Source organism: Kribbella sp. VKM Ac-2569 (assembly GCF_004216905.1).
In the GTDB taxonomy this organism is placed as follows: domain Bacteria; phylum Actinomycetota; class Actinomycetes; order Propionibacteriales; family Kribbellaceae; genus Kribbella.
Genome location: NZ_SGXJ01000004.1, coordinates 163933 through 178327 on the forward strand (window position 1 = coordinate 163933; position 14395 = coordinate 178327).

14 protein-coding genes are annotated in these 14395 nt (G+C 68.7%); 11 read left to right on the top strand and 3 right to left on the bottom strand.

The window, feature by feature from the left end:
* Window positions 1–6: 6 nt before the first annotated feature.
* A complete protein-coding gene (locus EV649_RS27230) occupies window positions 7–456 on the top strand; it encodes a GNAT family N-acetyltransferase (protein ID WP_130386464.1) in 450 nt (149 codons plus the stop codon).
* Here the strand turns inward: EV649_RS27230 and EV649_RS27235 are convergent.
* Window positions 453–1064 (bottom strand): YgjV family protein, encoded by a 612-nt coding sequence (locus EV649_RS27235; RefSeq protein ID WP_130386465.1) that lies wholly within the window; start codon window positions 1062–1064, stop codon window positions 453–455. The genes EV649_RS27230 and EV649_RS27235 overlap by 4 nt on opposite strands.
* 18 nt (window positions 1065–1082) lie before the next feature.
* On the opposite strand from EV649_RS27235, the gene EV649_RS27240 reads away from it, so the two are divergent.
* Complete coding sequence (locus EV649_RS27240) at window positions 1083–1856, top strand: aminotransferase class IV (protein ID WP_130386466.1); 774 nt, start codon at window positions 1083–1085, stop codon at window positions 1854–1856.
* Window positions 1857–1865: 9 nt separating this feature from the next.
* Here the strand turns inward: EV649_RS27240 and EV649_RS27245 are convergent, their stop codons facing one another.
* Together EV649_RS27245 and EV649_RS27250 are read right to left on the bottom strand one after the other, a co-directional pair.
* Window positions 1866–2465 carry a Uma2 family endonuclease gene (locus EV649_RS27245; RefSeq protein ID WP_130386467.1) on the bottom strand — a complete coding sequence of 200 codons (600 nt, stop codon included), beginning with the start codon at window positions 2463–2465 and terminating at the stop codon, window positions 1866–1868.
* 108 nt (window positions 2466–2573) lie between these two features.
* Window positions 2574–3995 (bottom strand): CCA tRNA nucleotidyltransferase, encoded by a 1422-nt coding sequence (locus tag EV649_RS27250; protein WP_130387146.1) that lies wholly within the window; start codon window positions 3993–3995, stop codon window positions 2574–2576.
* 63 nt (window positions 3996–4058) lie between these two features.
* Between EV649_RS27250 and EV649_RS27255 the strand changes: the two genes are divergently transcribed.
* From EV649_RS27255 to EV649_RS27295, 9 genes are all read left to right on the top strand, one after another.
* Window positions 4059–6332, top strand: a complete 2274-nt coding sequence (locus EV649_RS27255; RefSeq protein ID WP_130386468.1) for a hypothetical protein — start codon at window positions 4059–4061, stop codon at window positions 6330–6332.
* Window positions 6325–7971: a murein biosynthesis integral membrane protein MurJ gene (gene murJ / locus EV649_RS27260; RefSeq protein WP_130386469.1), complete on the top strand. Its 1647-nt coding sequence runs from the start codon at window positions 6325–6327 to the stop codon at window positions 7969–7971. Before EV649_RS27255 ends, murJ begins: the two co-directional genes overlap by 8 nt.
* Before the next feature lie 102 nt (window positions 7972–8073).
* Window positions 8074–9732 carry a protein kinase family protein gene (locus EV649_RS27265; protein WP_130386470.1) on the top strand — a complete coding sequence of 553 codons (1659 nt, stop codon included), beginning with the start codon at window positions 8074–8076 and terminating at the stop codon, window positions 9730–9732.
* Window positions 9729–10457: an RNA polymerase sigma factor SigM gene (gene sigM / locus EV649_RS27270; RefSeq protein WP_241998726.1), complete on the top strand. Its 729-nt coding sequence runs from the start codon at window positions 9729–9731 to the stop codon at window positions 10455–10457. The genes EV649_RS27265 and sigM overlap by 4 nt, the downstream gene beginning before the upstream one ends.
* 124 nt (window positions 10458–10581) lie before the next feature.
* Window positions 10582–11337, top strand: a complete 756-nt coding sequence (locus EV649_RS27275; protein WP_130386471.1) for a hypothetical protein — start codon at window positions 10582–10584, stop codon at window positions 11335–11337.
* A gap of 122 nt (window positions 11338–11459) precedes the next feature.
* Window positions 11460–12449 carry a thioredoxin-disulfide reductase gene (gene trxB / locus EV649_RS27280; RefSeq protein ID WP_130386472.1) on the top strand — a complete coding sequence of 330 codons (990 nt, stop codon included), beginning with the start codon at window positions 11460–11462 and terminating at the stop codon, window positions 12447–12449.
* Window positions 12450–12485: 36 nt separating this feature from the next.
* A complete protein-coding gene (gene trxA, locus EV649_RS27285; protein WP_130386473.1) occupies window positions 12486–12803 on the top strand; it encodes a thioredoxin in 318 nt (105 codons plus the stop codon).
* Between the two features lie 36 nt (window positions 12804–12839).
* On the top strand, window positions 12840–13964 hold the full coding sequence (locus EV649_RS27290; RefSeq protein ID WP_130386474.1) for an N-acetylmuramoyl-L-alanine amidase: 1125 nt from the start codon (window positions 12840–12842) through the stop codon (window positions 13962–13964).
* A gap of 76 nt (window positions 13965–14040) precedes the next feature.
* The gene (locus tag EV649_RS27295; RefSeq protein WP_130386475.1) at window positions 14041–14391 is read left to right on the top strand and encodes a VOC family protein; all 351 of its coding nucleotides are present in this window, start codon (window positions 14041–14043) and stop codon (window positions 14389–14391) included.
* Window positions 14392–14395: the final 4 nt, after the last annotated feature.

Genomic DNA, 14395 nt, shown 5'->3' on the forward strand with positions numbered 1-14395 from the left:
CGATGGATGGTGATCGAGGGAGTGGAACTGCGGCCGGCGCCGCCGACCGACGCGGAAGTGCTGGCCCTGACCACCGCGCAACAGGCCGAACTGGCGGCGATGTACGGCGAGGACCAGCCGCTCGTCGCCCTGCACCCCGACATCGCGTTCACGGTGCTGACCCTGGAAGGAACCCCGGTCGGCTGCGTCGGACTACAGCCGGTCGGGCCCGGGCTCGGCGAGATCAAGCGGATGTACGTCGTACCGTCGGCCCGCGGTTGGGGCCTGTCCCGCATGCTGCTCGGGGTGGTCGAGGAGCAGGCCCGAAGAGCAGGCCTCGCCAGACTCCGCCTCGAGACCGGCACCAAGCAGGTCGAGGCGATCGCCCTCTACACGAACCACGGCTACCACCCAACCCCGCCGTACCCACCCTTCGAGAACGAGATCGCCTCCGTCTGCTACGCCAAGGACCTCTAGAGGTTCAGGACCAGGTCTTCGCCTTCGCGGTGGAAGCCTAGGTTTTTGAGGTACGGCGTGGAGTCGCGCATTCGGGGTGGGGCTATGACCTGGTGGAAGCCCTGGTCGGTGAAGACGTCGCTGCGGCGGTAGACGAACTCGCCCGGAGTGAAGTCGCGGTACTTCGGCACCACGTAGTCGAGGTCGATCTGTGCGCGGCCTGTGCCTGCGTCGTGGGCGAGGACGACGCCGACGGTGCGGTCGCCGTGCTGGACCAGGAACGCGTACGGGCTCGCGGCGAGCGTGAATCCAGGGTTGAACCGGGTGATGTCCTTCTGATGCCGCTCCAGGACGTAGCCGAGATAGGCGTCAGCCGAGTTCACCGGGAGAACCTGGTACTCCGCCTCGTCGTGCCGGTGCCGCAGCAGTCGCCAGAGATGTACGACGTTGATGACCGCGAGGACCGCGTTCATACCGACCATCGGCCACACGCCGACGACCGCGTTGAACCCGACCAGGATCACGCACCCGATCAAGTTCAGGAGCCGCAACCGCAGGATCCGGGTCTGCAGCAACGACCACACAACAAGCGCGGATCCGCCCCACCCGATGATGCTCCAAACGTCCACACCGCGAGACTAGACGTCGTGAGCGATTTCCTGTTGCTGGACGGCGCCCTGTTACCGATGGTCGACCCGGTGTTGCTGCGAGCAACGTCGTACGGGCACTTCACCTCGATGCAGGTTCGCGACGGTCAGGTCGACGGGCTCGATCTGCACTTCGAGCGGCTGGACCGCAGTACGCGGGAGGTCTTCGATCAGCCGCTGCCCGAGGACCGCGTCCGCGCCGACCTCCGCGCGGCGCTCGATCAGGCAGGCTCCGGCGACCTCTCGATCCGCGTGAACGTCTTCGCCGACGACGAACTCCACCTACTGACCCGAGTCGGCCCGCCGGTCGTTGCCGGCACCCGTCCGCTCCGACTGCTCGCGTACCAGCACGAACGCACCGCCCCGCACCTCAAGCACACCGGCACGTTCGACCTCACGTACTACGCCCGCGCCGCCAAGCAGGCCGGGTACGACGACGCCGTCTTCCACACCGCAACGGGCGAGCTCTCCGAAGCCTCCATCTGGAACATCTGCTTCGCCCGCGGCCCGCGCATCGTCTTCCCCACCGCGCCGATCCTCCCCGGCATCCGCCAGCAGGTCCTCCAACGCGGCCTCAATTCCTTCGACACCGCCCCGATCCCCCTCACCGACCTCAGGACGTACGACGCCGCCTACCTGACCAACTCCATCGACCCAGCCCTCCCCGTCGAATCCATCACGACAGCCACAGGCACCACGACGTACGCCCCACACCCATCCTCAGCCACCACCATCACCAAGGCCTACGCGGGCATTCCCACCCAACCCATCTGATCGGGCTGGTCAGTTCTCAAGGTCCGCCCGCGCCGACTCATCCGCCTTCAACGACTGCCGTGGAGCCAGCAGCCGGTTCACCGGGACCTCCACCGTGAACGGGAGACCGACGCGGAGCACATCGGTCGACCGGGCATGAACAACGGGCGAACCGGACCTCAGGTCGAGAACGACGATCTCCACGCCGTCCGGCCCGAACTCGACACGCCACATCCACTGGATGCCCGACGCCGCGTACAGCTGAGGCTTGAAGATCCGGTCCATGGCAGCGTTCGACGGTGAAACCACCTCGACCACCAGGTGCACGTCCGCCGGCACCAGCGCGACGGAGTCCGTGAGCAGCGCCGAGGACTGAGCGACGATCACGTCAGGAACGAACAGCCGTCCCGTGCTCAGTTGCAGGTTGGTCGCTTCCACAACGTCGGCCTCGTCCGGCGCTGATTCGCGCAGGAAGACGGAAATCCGCCCAGCCACCAACTGGTGTCGTGGCGCAGGCGCCGGTGTCACAAGCAAACTCCCATCGATGATCTCGTAGCGCTGCCCGTCGTCGGGCAGGCCGGCGAGATCGTCCGTGGTCCACGGCCCGAAATGAGAGAGCGACTCGGTCATCGAGATACCTGCTTTCTGGGTGCTGGTCAGCACGCCCCGGCACACAAAGAGAATACGGGTTTCGCACCTCGGATCGACGCGAAGACGCAGGCCTGTGGAAAACCCCGCTCAGGAGCGGTTGGACCACCAGTTCAGGAGGGCTTCGCGGGCTTGGTCCTCGCCGAGGGGGCCTTGGTCGAGGCGTAGTTCCATCAGGAACTTGTAGGCCTCGCCTACCTCGCGGCCCGGGGAGATGCCGAGGGTCTGCATGATTTGGTTGCCGTCGAGGTCGGGGCGGAGGGCGTCCAGTTCTTCCTGCTCCTGGAGGCGCTCGATGCGGGATTCCAGGTCGTCGTACGCGGCGCGGAGGGACTCTGCCTTGCGGCGGTTGCGGGTGGTGCAGTCGGCGCGGGTCAGGATGTGCAGCCGCGCGAGTTGGTCGCCGGCGTCCCGGACATAGCGGCGTACGGCGGAGTCCGTCCACTCGCCGTCGCCGTACCCGTGGAAGCGCAGGTGCAGCTCGATCAGCTTGCTGACCTGCTCGATCTGCTCGTTGCTGAACCGCAGTGCCTTCATCCGCTTCCGGGCCAGCTTCGCCCCGACCACGTCGTGGTGGTGGAACGTCACCTTCCGCGGGCCCTCGAACTTCAGCGTCTTCGGTTTCCCGATGTCGTGGATGAGTGCCGCGAACCGAACGACGAAATCGGGCGTCGGAACAGTCAGACGCGATTCCAGATCGATGGCCTGATCGAGGACGGTGAGTGAGTGCTCGTACACATCCTTGTGCCGATGGTGCTCGTCCTTCATCAGCTGCAGCGCCGGCAGCTCCGGCAGCACGTGCTCGGCCAGCCCGGTCGAGACCAGCAGGTCGAGCCCGATCCGCGGGTGGTCGGCGCAGATCAGCTTCTCCAGCTCGTCGCGGACCCGCTCGGCGGACACGATCGTGATCCGGTCGGCCATCGCGGTCATCGCCGTCACCACGGCCGGGTCGGGCGTGAACCCGAGCTGCGCCGCGAACCGGGCCGCCCGCATCATCCGCAGCGGGTCGTCCGAGAACGAGTCCTCCGGCGTACCGGGGGTCCGGATCCGCTGGTGCGCGACGTCCTCCATCCCGCCGTACGGGTCGACGAACTGCCGCGACGGCAGCCGGACCGCCATCGCGTTCATCGCGAAGTCCCGGCGGGCCAGGTCGCCCTCCAGGCTGTCGCCGTACGACACCTCCGGCTTGCGCGAGGTGGGATCGTAGGTCTCCGACCTGTACGTCGTGACTTCCAGAACCCACTCGCCCTTACGAGAACCGATGGTGCCGAACGCCTTGCCGATGTCCCAGACATGGTCCGCCCAGCCGGACAGCAACCGTTCGATCACGTCCGGGTGCGCTGACGTGGTGAAGTCGAGATCCTTGCTCCCCCGGCCGAGGAGAATGTCCCGGACAGGACCGCCGACCAGGGCGATCTCGTGGCCTGCGTCGGCGAACCGGTGGCCCAGTTCGTCGACCACTGGAGCGAGTTCCAGCAGGGCCTGGACGGCTCGCCGCTGTGCGGCGGGCAACGATCCGGCGGAGGCTGACTGGTCGGCAAAGGGTGACACGGGGAACTAGGTTACGGTGACGGCGTGTTCAGACGGCGACTGAGGCTCTCCGCGGTAGCGGGAGCGTGCCTTGTGGTTGCTGCCTCGGCAGCGACTCTAGGCGCTCCGGCCGAGGCCGCGCCCGCCGACGAGCCGGCCGTCCAGGTCAGCATCGACCAGTTCGGCCCGACCGCGCCGAAGCCCGGCCAGCAGGTCGTGATCAAGGGCCGGGTGACGAACACCAGCTCGGTGACGTTCGAGGAACCGCAGGCGCTGGCCTGTATCGACCGGACCCGCCTGGCCAGTACGGCGGCGCTGGACGCGATCTCAGCCGAGCAGAACATCCCGATGAACGACCGCGACAGCTGCGGCAACCTGACCAACGACGAGCAGACCTTCCAGCCGTTCGACAAGCCGCTCGCGCCGAAGGAATCAGTCGAGTTCACGCTCACGGTGCCGTGGAAGGAATGGCGGATCGACGACCACACCGGCGTGTACGTCATCGGCGTCGCATTCCGGGGGCAGCCGCCGAACAGCTCGCGAATCATGGCCGGCCGGGCCCGGACCCTGATGCCGGTGCTCGGCAAGGAGCCGCTGACCCGTCCGGTCAACACCGCCCTCGTCGTACCGCTGCGGCATCGCCCGACCCAGCTCGGCGGCAAGAACTTCGCCAACGAGTCGCTGGCCACGTCGCTGGCTCCGACCGGACCACTCGGTCGGCTGCTCGCGCTCGGCAAGCAGCACCAGGTCACCTGGCTGGTCGACCCGGCGATGCTCGACGAGGTCCGGCAGCTGGCCAAGGGGTACGTCGTCGTTGGCGAGAACGGCCAGACCACACCCGGCGCCGGACAGGCCGCCGCGGCCACCTGGCTTCAGGAGTTCGACGCCAGCCGGACCCGCGGCAGCCAGGTCGTGCTGCTGCCGTACGGCGACCCGGACGTGGCCGGCCTCCTGGACTCGGGCGAACCGCTGAAGAAGCTCGTCGCGCAGGCCCGCACGAAGACCGAGCGGTCCGGTGGCGAACTGGCCCCGGGCTTCACCAACGGGCTGTCGCTCGAGGGCGGCGCCGCCGCTGGCCGCTACCTCGCCGCGGCATCCGGCGGTTTCACCGGTGCCACCGCCGAGGACCTGAACCTGGTCAGCAGCTCGTCTTGGTCGGCCTCGACCCGCCCGGTGCTGACCAGCACCCCCGTGTACGACGTACTCACGCCGGAAGGCCCTGACCAGATCGTCCGCACGGTGATCGCCAACTCGTCCCTGACCAATGGCGGCCCGGATCCGGAGACTGCCGAGAGCCCGCTCCAGGTCCGGCAACGGTTCGCGGCCGTCACCGCGCTGATCGCGGCCGGCGGCAAGGGCACCGCGTCCGTGGTCGTCGCGCCGCCCCGCGGCTGGGACAGCGACGGCCGCGCGACCGCTGCGCTCGCGGGCAGCCTGTCGCTGCCGTGGATCAAGGCCACCGACGTGGCCGGCGTGGTGGGTGCCAACCCGAGACCGCTGACCACCAAGGCACCGGCCGCGGCGAAGACGAACGGCGTACTGACCGAAACGCAGCTGGACAGCATCAGGCAACTCGACGACGCGACCACCACGATGCAGAACCTGCTCGTCGACGGGAACGCGTTGCCGGAGGTGATGACGCAGGCGCTGCTGCGGTCCACCTCGTCCGGCTGGAGCGGGTACCCGGAAGAGGCCCGCCACTTCACTGCGATCGAGCTCGGCTCGGCCAACCAGCAGCTCGGCAAGGTGCACCTGGTCAACGCGAGCGTCGACCGCGGGCTGCGCAAGGAGATCAAGGTCAACCTGGCCGGGAGCAAGGGCACGTTCCCGCTGACAATCACCAACGACACCGACTGGTCGGTCCGGGTCGGCATCGTGGTCAGCTCGGCGAACCGGTCCGACCTGAAGATCAAGGACCTGCCGACCGCCGTCCTCGCCCCGGGGCAGAAGTGGACGCCGCGGATCACCGCGAGCGCCGAGCAGAACGGCCTGATCCGCGCCAACGCCCAGGTGACCAACGCGGACGGAAGGCCGGTCGGCAAGCCGCAGGAGCTGCTGATCCAGGCCAGCCAGTACGGCAGCGTCGGCTGGATCCTGGTCGGCGCCGCCTGCGCCCTGCTGTTCGGTACGTCGTTCGTCCGCATCTACCGCCGCGTCCGCACCGAGCGCCGCAACACGGCCGCCGCGACCACCGGCGGTACCACCGACAGCACCACCGACACGACTCTTGATCCCGCCCACGATCGCCCCGAGGCGAACGGCGTACCCGAAGCTCCGGATGCGTCCCTGAAAGAAGGAGTCGGTTCGAAGGATGGCTGACCGCACCCTGCGCTCCGCGGCGGTGATGGCAGCCGGAACGGTGCTGTCCCGCCTGCTCGGATTCATCCGGATCGCCCTGCTCGCGGCCGCCATCGGTACGGCGCTGCGCGGCGACATCTTCACCGCCGCGAACACGATCCCGAACAGCCTCTACATCCTGCTGGCCGGTGGCGTCTTCAACACCGTGCTGGTCCCGCAACTGGTGCGGGCGATCAAGAACCACAGCGACGGCGGCCAGGACTTCACGAACCGGGTCCTGACGTTCGGCTTCGTCGTCCTCGCGATCGTCACGGTGGCCTGTGTGCTGCTGGCGCCGGCGATCGCCGAGCTGTACCTGCCGAAGGAGCTGCACGACCCGTCCCGGCTGACCGAGAAGGCGAACATGATCATGTTCGTCCGGCTCTGCCTGCCGCAGATCTTCTTCTACGGCGCGTTCGTCCTGGTCGGGCAGGTGCTGAACGCGCGGCGGCGGTTCGGCCCGATGATGTGGGCGCCGATCGCGAACAACATCGTCGCGTGCGCGTCGATCGTGGTCTTCCTGCTGATCTACCGGGTCGGCGACAACCCGCCGACGTACAGCCACGGCGAGGAGCTGCTGCTCGGTCTCGGGCACACGGTGGGCATCGCCGTACAGCTGCTGGTGCTGCTGCCTTATCTGAAGGCGAGCGGGCACACCTACCGACCGAAGTTCGGCCTCCGCGGAACTGGTCTGGGACACACTGCCCGATTGGGCATCTGGACAGTACTTTTCGTCGCCGTGAACCAGGTGACGCTGGTCGTCGTCACCCAGCTCGCGATCGCCGGTAGCGCCTCGAGCGACCCGGGCGCGAAGGCCGGTCTGTTCGCGTACAGCACCGCGATGCTGATCATCCTGGTGCCGCACGGCATCGTCACGGTCTCGCTCGCGACCGCGGCCCTGCCGCAGATGTCGGCGCTGGCGGCCGACGGCGACACCGCCGAGGTGGGGCGGATGTCCGCCCGGTCGATCCGGCAGACGCTCGCGATCGTCGTACCGGCGGCGGCCGCGATGATCGCGTTCGCCTATCCGATCGTGACGATCATCGCCGGGTACGGCTCGGGTAAGAACAACCTGACGCTGATGTCGTACACGTTGATAACGCTGGCGCTCGGGATCGTGCCGTTCACCGTGCAGTACTTCCAGCTCCGTACGTTCTACGCCTTCGAGGACACCCGTACGCCATTCTTCCTGCAGTGCGTGATCGCGGCGACGAACATCGCGGCGGCCGTGATCGGGGTCCGCGTGCTGCTGGACCAGGCGCACCTGCGGTTCAGCGGTGTGGTCCTCGGCGGGGCGTTCGCGCTGGCGTACCTGGTCGCCGTACTGATCTCCCGGCCGGTCCTGCGGCGCAAGGTGCCGCGGGTCCCGGGCGCCGGGATCGGGCTGCCGCTGCTCGCGATGGTGATCGCCGCGGTGGCCGGCGCGGGCGCGGGCCGCGTGGTTCTCTGGCTGCTGAGCCTCGCGATCGACTGGTCCGGACCCCTCGGCGCCGTCGTCCAACTGGCCGCCGCGGCGGTCGTGATGCTGCCGGTGTACGCCGCCGTGTCACGGGTACTCCGTATCCACGAGGTCAACGACGTGGTGTCCATGGTCACATCGAAGTTGCCGATCCGCCGCTGATCCGGTCCGCTTGTGCGTTAGTGCACCACCTGTCCGGTCAACGGGGCACTAACATGGGGCCTGCGATCAGGCCGCTGGGCATCAAGGAGGGCGAGAGACACCGTGTCGAACCAGACCGTGAGTCCTGGTGCTCTCCTGGCCGGGCGGTACCGGATCGCCGAATTGCTCGCGGAGATCGACGGCGCCCGGGTCTGGCGTGCCGTCGACGAGGTCCTCAGCCGCGCGGTCGTCGTCGACGTCCTGCCGGTCGGTGATCCCCGGACCAATCTGCTCTTCGACGCCGCCCGCCGGGCCGCCGCGGCGAACGACCCGCGGTTCCTGCGGGTGCTCGACTGCGACATGCATGACGGCGTGACGTACTGCGTTCGCGAGTGGGCAGGCGGCCGGACGCTGGAGCGGATGCTCGGCAGCGGACCGCTGACCGGGCAGCAGGCGGGCTGGCTGGCCCGCGAGGTGTCCGAGGCCCTCGAGAACCTGCACCGCACCGGCTACGCGCACGGAGCGATCAGCCCGGCGACCGTGGTGATCACGGACGCGGGCGCGATCAAGGTCATCGGTGTCGCCACCGAGGCGGCCCTGCGGTCGTCCGGCGCCGGTTCGCCGGAAGAGGACGTCCATTCCCTCGGCCAGCTGCTCTACGCGTCGCTGACCGGCCGCTGGCCCGGTCCGGCTCCGGCCTGGGCAATGCAGCCCGCGCCCGTCGAGCACGGCCGGCTGCTGAGCCCGCGCCAGGTGCGCGCCGGCGTACCGCGCTCGCTGGACGACATCTGCGACCGCCTGCTCGGTGACCCGCCGCGGCACCACGCGCCGCCGATCACCAGCGCGGCCGGCCTGTCCGCGGCGCTGTCCGGCGTCGTCGGCAGCTCGCACGAGCCGCCGAACCAGATGGACGAGACCGTCCAGGTCGCCCGGCAGAACGGCAGCGTCGACGACGCCACCCAGGTGGTGCCGCAGGCCCCGCCGCCGGCGCTCGACCCGACCCCGCAACCGGCGTACGACGCTGAGCAGAACGGCTACCGGCCCCCGCAAGCGGCGTACAACCCGGCCACCGACACCCGTCCGGTACGCCGGCAGTCACCGCCGCCCTCGAACGGGAACGGCCGGCGCCGGCACGAGGAGCCGAAGGCCAAGGGCGGCTGGGGCGGCCGGATCCTGATCCTGCTCGCGATCCTGGCCCTGCTGTCGGTGATCGCGATGGCGCAGTTCCTGCTCAAGGGCGCGATGAACAACGACCAGGGCAGCGACGGCGGCGCGAAGAGCAGTGCCCCGCCGCAGACCAGCACCACCCCGTCGGCGCCCACCGGCGGGAAGGCAGCGATCGCGGCCGCCAAGGACTTCGACCCGGACGGCAACGGCAACGAGCATCCGGACGACGTCGCGAACACCTACGACGGCAAGGCCACCACGACCTGGACGACGATGTCGTACAGCCGGCCGAACCTCGGCGGCGAGAAGCCCGGTGTCGGTATCTACTACGACCTGGGCTCGCCCACGAACGTGTCGAAGGTGCAGGTCGCGCTGAAGGGCGACGGCACCAGCGTCCAACTGATGGTCCCGAAGACTGCCGGCGGCGCCGCGCCGACGCAGGTGGACGGCTGGAAGCCGGTTGCCACCCAGGAGAACCAGCCTGAGGGTACGGTGACCCTTACCCCCTCGGCACCGACCGAGACGCAGTACGTGCTCGTCTGGCTGACGAAGCTGCCGAAGGAAGACGGTGGCAAGTACCGGGGCACGATCTCGGAGGTCACGATCCAGAAATGACCGCTCACGTGGACTCGGGCAATCCGCCGCCCCGGCCGGACGTCCCGCGCATCGGCGCGGACGGGCCGGTCCCGCAGGGCGCGGCGCAGCCTGCCCCAGCGAGCGGACCGGTGAACTACGACCAACTGGACGACCACGAGCTGCTGCGGATGCACGTGTCCGGCAACCCGGACTCGTTCGGGTACCTGGTCAAGCGGCACCGGGACCGGATGTGGGCGGTCGCGATCCGCACCCTAGGTGAGCCCGAGGAGGCCGCGGACGCGCTCCAGGAGGCGTTCATCTCGGCGTTCCGGCGGGCCGACTCGTTCCGCGGCGACGCGAAGGTGACCACCTGGCTGCACCGGATCGTGGTGAACGCCTGCCTGGACCGGATCCGCCGCCGCCAGGTGCGCGCCGCCGACCCGCTGCCCGAGGACGAGGATCGCGCCGCCGAGCTGGCCGGGCCGGCCGAGGACGACCCGGCCGAGGTCCGGGAACGCCGGCTGGACGTGCTGAACGCACTGAAGCAGATCAACGAGGACCAGCGTGCCGCGCTGGTCCTGGTCGACATGGAGGGCTACTCGATCGAGGAGGCGGCTGCGATCCTCGACTGTGCCCCCGGCACGGTCAAGTCGCGCTGCGCCCGCGGTCGCGCCAAGCTGCTCCCGCTGCTGCGTCACTGGCAGACGACCCGGCAGTCCGACGTACCGGAGAAATCCGCCGCGGAAGCGGTGGGAACCGAATGACCCGGTTCCCCGTCCTAGCGAAGTCGCCTGCCTCTGGCGACCGGACGACTGACGCCTTCGACCGGAGTTTTTCTATGACCACGCCGCTACGGCCGCGCACCTCCCGTGAGGAGGCGAGCCCCCGATGACCGAGCCCGGTCTGCCGACCAGTGAGCACCTCGAGCACCTGGACACGGACACGATCGCCGACCTGATCGAGAACCTGCTGCCTGCCCCCGAGGCGCACCGCGCTCGTGAGCATGTGAAGGCATGCCCCGAGTGCCAGCAGACGTACGACGCCCTTCTGCAACTGACCACCGACCTGGCCGAGGAAGGCCGCAGCGACATCCCGATCCCGGCCGACGTCGCCGAGCACCTGGACTCCGTGATCGTGTCCGAGTCGGTGCTGCGCGCATCGACCGTCGGGGTGCACTCGCTGGCCCAGATCCGCGAGGAGCCGCGCCGGCACCTGCCGAAGCTGCTCGGCGCCGCAGCCGGTGTGGTGCTGATCGCCGCGCTCGGCGTCGGCGTGGTGATCGCCACCAAGGACCAGGCGAACGACGGTGCCGCATCCGCGGACCAGAACACGCCACCGGCCGACGCGGTGGCGGTCAACACCCAGGACATCGGCTCGTCGACGAAGCGATGGCTCGACAACACCCCGAAGATCCTGCACGGCTCGACCGACGAGCAGTCGTGCGCCCGGTCGTTCGCGGCCGGCCGAGCGAATTCGAACGTCCGGCTGGTCCAGCCCGCCAAGATCGACGGCAAGCGATCCACGATCATCGGGCTGCAGGGTGCGAAGTCGCATGAGATCCAGGTCTACGCGGTCACCGGATGTAGCGTCCCCGGCGGCGTACCCAACTCGTTCTTCGAGACCACGGTCACGCTGCGCAACTGATGAGTCCACACGCCGTACGGCGATGCGGTACGGCGGCCCGGCGATGGGTACCGTGGGAATGGTCGGCCTCTAGGATCCGTTGAGTACGACGTCACTGTCTCGACGACACGAGGAACGCCTGAATGAGCGACTCCACCACAGTCCGCAACGTCATCATCGTCGGCTCCGGCCCCGCCGGTTATACCGCTGCGGTGTACGCCGCCCGCGCGGCACTGGAGCCGTTGGTTTTCGAGGGCTCCGTCACCGCAGGTGGCGCGCTGATGAACACCACCGAGGTGGAGAACTTCCCCGGCTTCTCGCAGGGCATCATGGGCCCCGCGCTGATGGACGAGATGCGCACCCAGGCCGAGCGTTTCGGCGCCGAGCTGGTGGCCGACGACGTGACCAAGGTCGACCTGACCGGCGAGATCAAGGTCGTCACCGACTCGGCCGGCACCGAGCACCGCGCCAAGACCGTCATCCTCGCGATGGGTTCGGGCTACCGCAAGCTGGGCCTGTCCGACGAGGACCGGATGTCCGGGCACGGCGTGTCCTGGTGTGCGACCTGTGACGGCTTCTTCTTCCGCGACCACGAGATCGCGGTCGTCGGCGGTGGCGACTCCGCCGTCGAGGAGGCCACCTTCCTGACCAAGTTCGCGAAGAAGGTGCACCTGGTGCACCGCCGCGACGAGCTGCGGGCCTCGAAGATCATGGCCGACCGGGCGTACGCCAACGACAAGATCGAGTTCCAGTGGAACTCCGCGGTCGACAAGATCCACGGTGACGACAAGCTCACCCACCTGACCCTGAAGGACACCGTCACCGGCGAGACCCGGGAACTGCCGGCCACCGGCCTGTTCATCGCGATCGGCCACGACCCGCGCTCGGAGCTGGTCAAGGGCCAGGTCGACCTGGACGCCGAGGGGTACGTACTGGTCAAGCCGAACACCACCGAGACCAACCTGCCCGGCGTGTTCGCCGCCGGCGACCTGGTGGACCACACCTACCGGCAGGCGATCACCGCGGCCGGCACCGGCTGTGCGGCCGCCCTGGACGCCGAGCGCTTCCTGGCCACCCTCGAGGACGCCGAGACCGCGGCCGCCGCCGCGGCCACCCAGCCCGTCTCTGTCTGAACCTGAACCTCACACATCACTGAAGGAGCTACCTACATGAAGGCCGTCACCGACGCCGAGTTCGACCAGACCGTCCTGAAGAGCGACAAGCCCGTGCTGGTCGACTTCTGGGCCGAGTGGTGCGGACCGTGCCGCCAGGTTTCCCCGATCCTGGAAGAGCTGTCCCAGGACCACGGCGACAAGCTCACGTTCCTGAAGATGAACGTGGACGAGAACCCGGTTACCCCGAGCAACTACCGCGTTACCGGTATCCCTACCATCAACGTCTACGTAAACGGTGAGCTGGCCAAGTCCATCGTCGGCGCCAAGCCGAAGGCGGCGCTGCTGAAGGAGCTTTCCGACTTCACGGCCTGAGCACCACCCCGCCGCCACGGCAAGGAGTACTGACTGATGGAATCCCCGCACGGCGTTTACCGGATCGGCGACAGCGGTGAGGCCGTCGCCGAGATCGTCGGCAAGCTGCAACGACTCGGGCTGCTGACCGGCGGCCACGACGTCTACGACGAAGCGACCGCGCACGCCGTCCGGGGATTCCAGCAGGAACGTGGGCTGATGATCGACGGGGTCGTCGGTCCGCAGACGTACCGGGCGATCGACGACGCGCGCTGGCGGCTGGGCGACCGGCTGCTGACGTATGTCCCGTCGCACCCGATGAGTGGTGACGACGTACTGAGCCTGCAGGCGAAACTGCAGGAGCTCGGGTTCGCGGTCGCCCGCATCGACGGGATCTTCGCCGCGGACACGCAGCGCGCGGTGACCGAGTTCCAGCGCAACATGGGTCTGCCGGCCGACGGCACCTGTGGGCCGTCGACGTTCAAGGCACTGCAGCGGATCCGGCCGATGGCGACTGGCGGCCGTCCGGACGCACTCCGCGCGCGGGAGGCCGTCCGCGCTGCCGGGCCGCGGTTGTCCGGCAAGACCGTGGTGATCGACCCGGGTCACGGCGGCTTCGACTACGGCTGGGAGGGCTACGGCCTGCGCGAGTCCGACATCGCGTACGACCTGGCCGCCCGGATCGAGGGTCGGCTCGGCGCCACCGGCGTACGGGCGTATTTGTCGCGTGGCCGCGATCAGGGGCCGGACGAATTGGCCAGGGCCGCGTTCGCGAACGAGACGGACGCGAACCTGTGCGTCTCGCTGCACACCGACGGGTCGATGAACCCGGCCGCGCAGGGCGTCGCGACGTACTTCTACGGCAACGACCTGCACGGCGCCACGTCGAGCGTCGGCGAGCAGTTCGCCGGCTTGGTGCAGCGCGAGATCGTCGCCCGCACCGACCTGCTGAACTGCCACACCCACGCGAAGACGTGGGACCTGCTCCGCCGGACCAAGATGCCCGCGGTGCGCCTCGAGATCGGGTACGTCACGAACCCGCACGACTCCGCCCGCCTCGCCGACCCAGCCTTCCGCGACGTGATCGCCGAGGCAATCGTGGTCGCCATCCAGCGCGTCTACCTCCCCCCGGACCAAGACGCCGCCACCGGCATGCTCCGCTTCGGCCAACTCACGGTCTAGCCAGTCGATTCCTGGGTGGGTTGTTCGTCAACTGAATGAGCTCGGTGATGGCACCGGGACTGTTCAGGGAGGGTTCATGGCGCATCCAGTTGTTCATGCCGAGATCAGGTCGGCGGACCCCGACAAGACTCGGGAGTTCTTCGCGGAGTTGTTCGGGTGGAAGATCGCGTCCGAGGGCGCGGTTCCGGGGTACACGTTCATCGACACCGGAGCCGAGGGCGGCCCGTACGTCGCCATCAGCCCGCGGCAGAGCGATGAGGACGAGGTGTTGTTCTTCGTAGCCGTCGAGGACGTGGAAGCCACTCTTGCGCGCGCCGAGGGGCTGGGCGGACACATCGTCCAGCCGACTCAGCACGTGCCCGGCACCAGCTTCGGTGTGTTCGCCGACGCGCAGGGCCACAAGATCGGAGTGGCCGCCACCGAGTGATGGG

Excerpts from the sequence above, each read along its gene's own strand:
- EV649_RS27230 (WP_130386464.1), top strand. The coding sequence starts at position 7 with ATGGTGATCGAGGGAGTGGAACTGCGGCCGGCGCCGCCGACCGACGCG.
- EV649_RS27245 (WP_130386467.1), bottom strand. The coding sequence starts at position 2,465 with ATGACCGAGTCGCTCTCTCATTTCGGGCCGTGGACCACGGACGATCTC.
- murJ (WP_130386469.1), top strand. The coding sequence starts at position 6,325 with ATGGCTGACCGCACCCTGCGCTCCGCGGCGGTGATGGCAGCCGGAACG.
- sigM (WP_241998726.1), top strand. The coding sequence starts at position 9,729 with ATGACCGCTCACGTGGACTCGGGCAATCCGCCGCCCCGGCCGGACGTC.
- EV649_RS27275 (WP_130386471.1), top strand. The coding sequence starts at position 10,582 with ATGACCGAGCCCGGTCTGCCGACCAGTGAGCACCTCGAGCACCTGGAC.
- trxB (WP_130386472.1), top strand. The coding sequence starts at position 11,460 with ATGAGCGACTCCACCACAGTCCGCAACGTCATCATCGTCGGCTCCGGC.
- trxA (WP_130386473.1), top strand. The coding sequence starts at position 12,486 with ATGAAGGCCGTCACCGACGCCGAGTTCGACCAGACCGTCCTGAAGAGC.
- EV649_RS27290 (WP_130386474.1), top strand. The coding sequence starts at position 12,840 with ATGGAATCCCCGCACGGCGTTTACCGGATCGGCGACAGCGGTGAGGCC.
- EV649_RS27295 (WP_130386475.1), top strand. The coding sequence starts at position 14,041 with ATGGCGCATCCAGTTGTTCATGCCGAGATCAGGTCGGCGGACCCCGAC.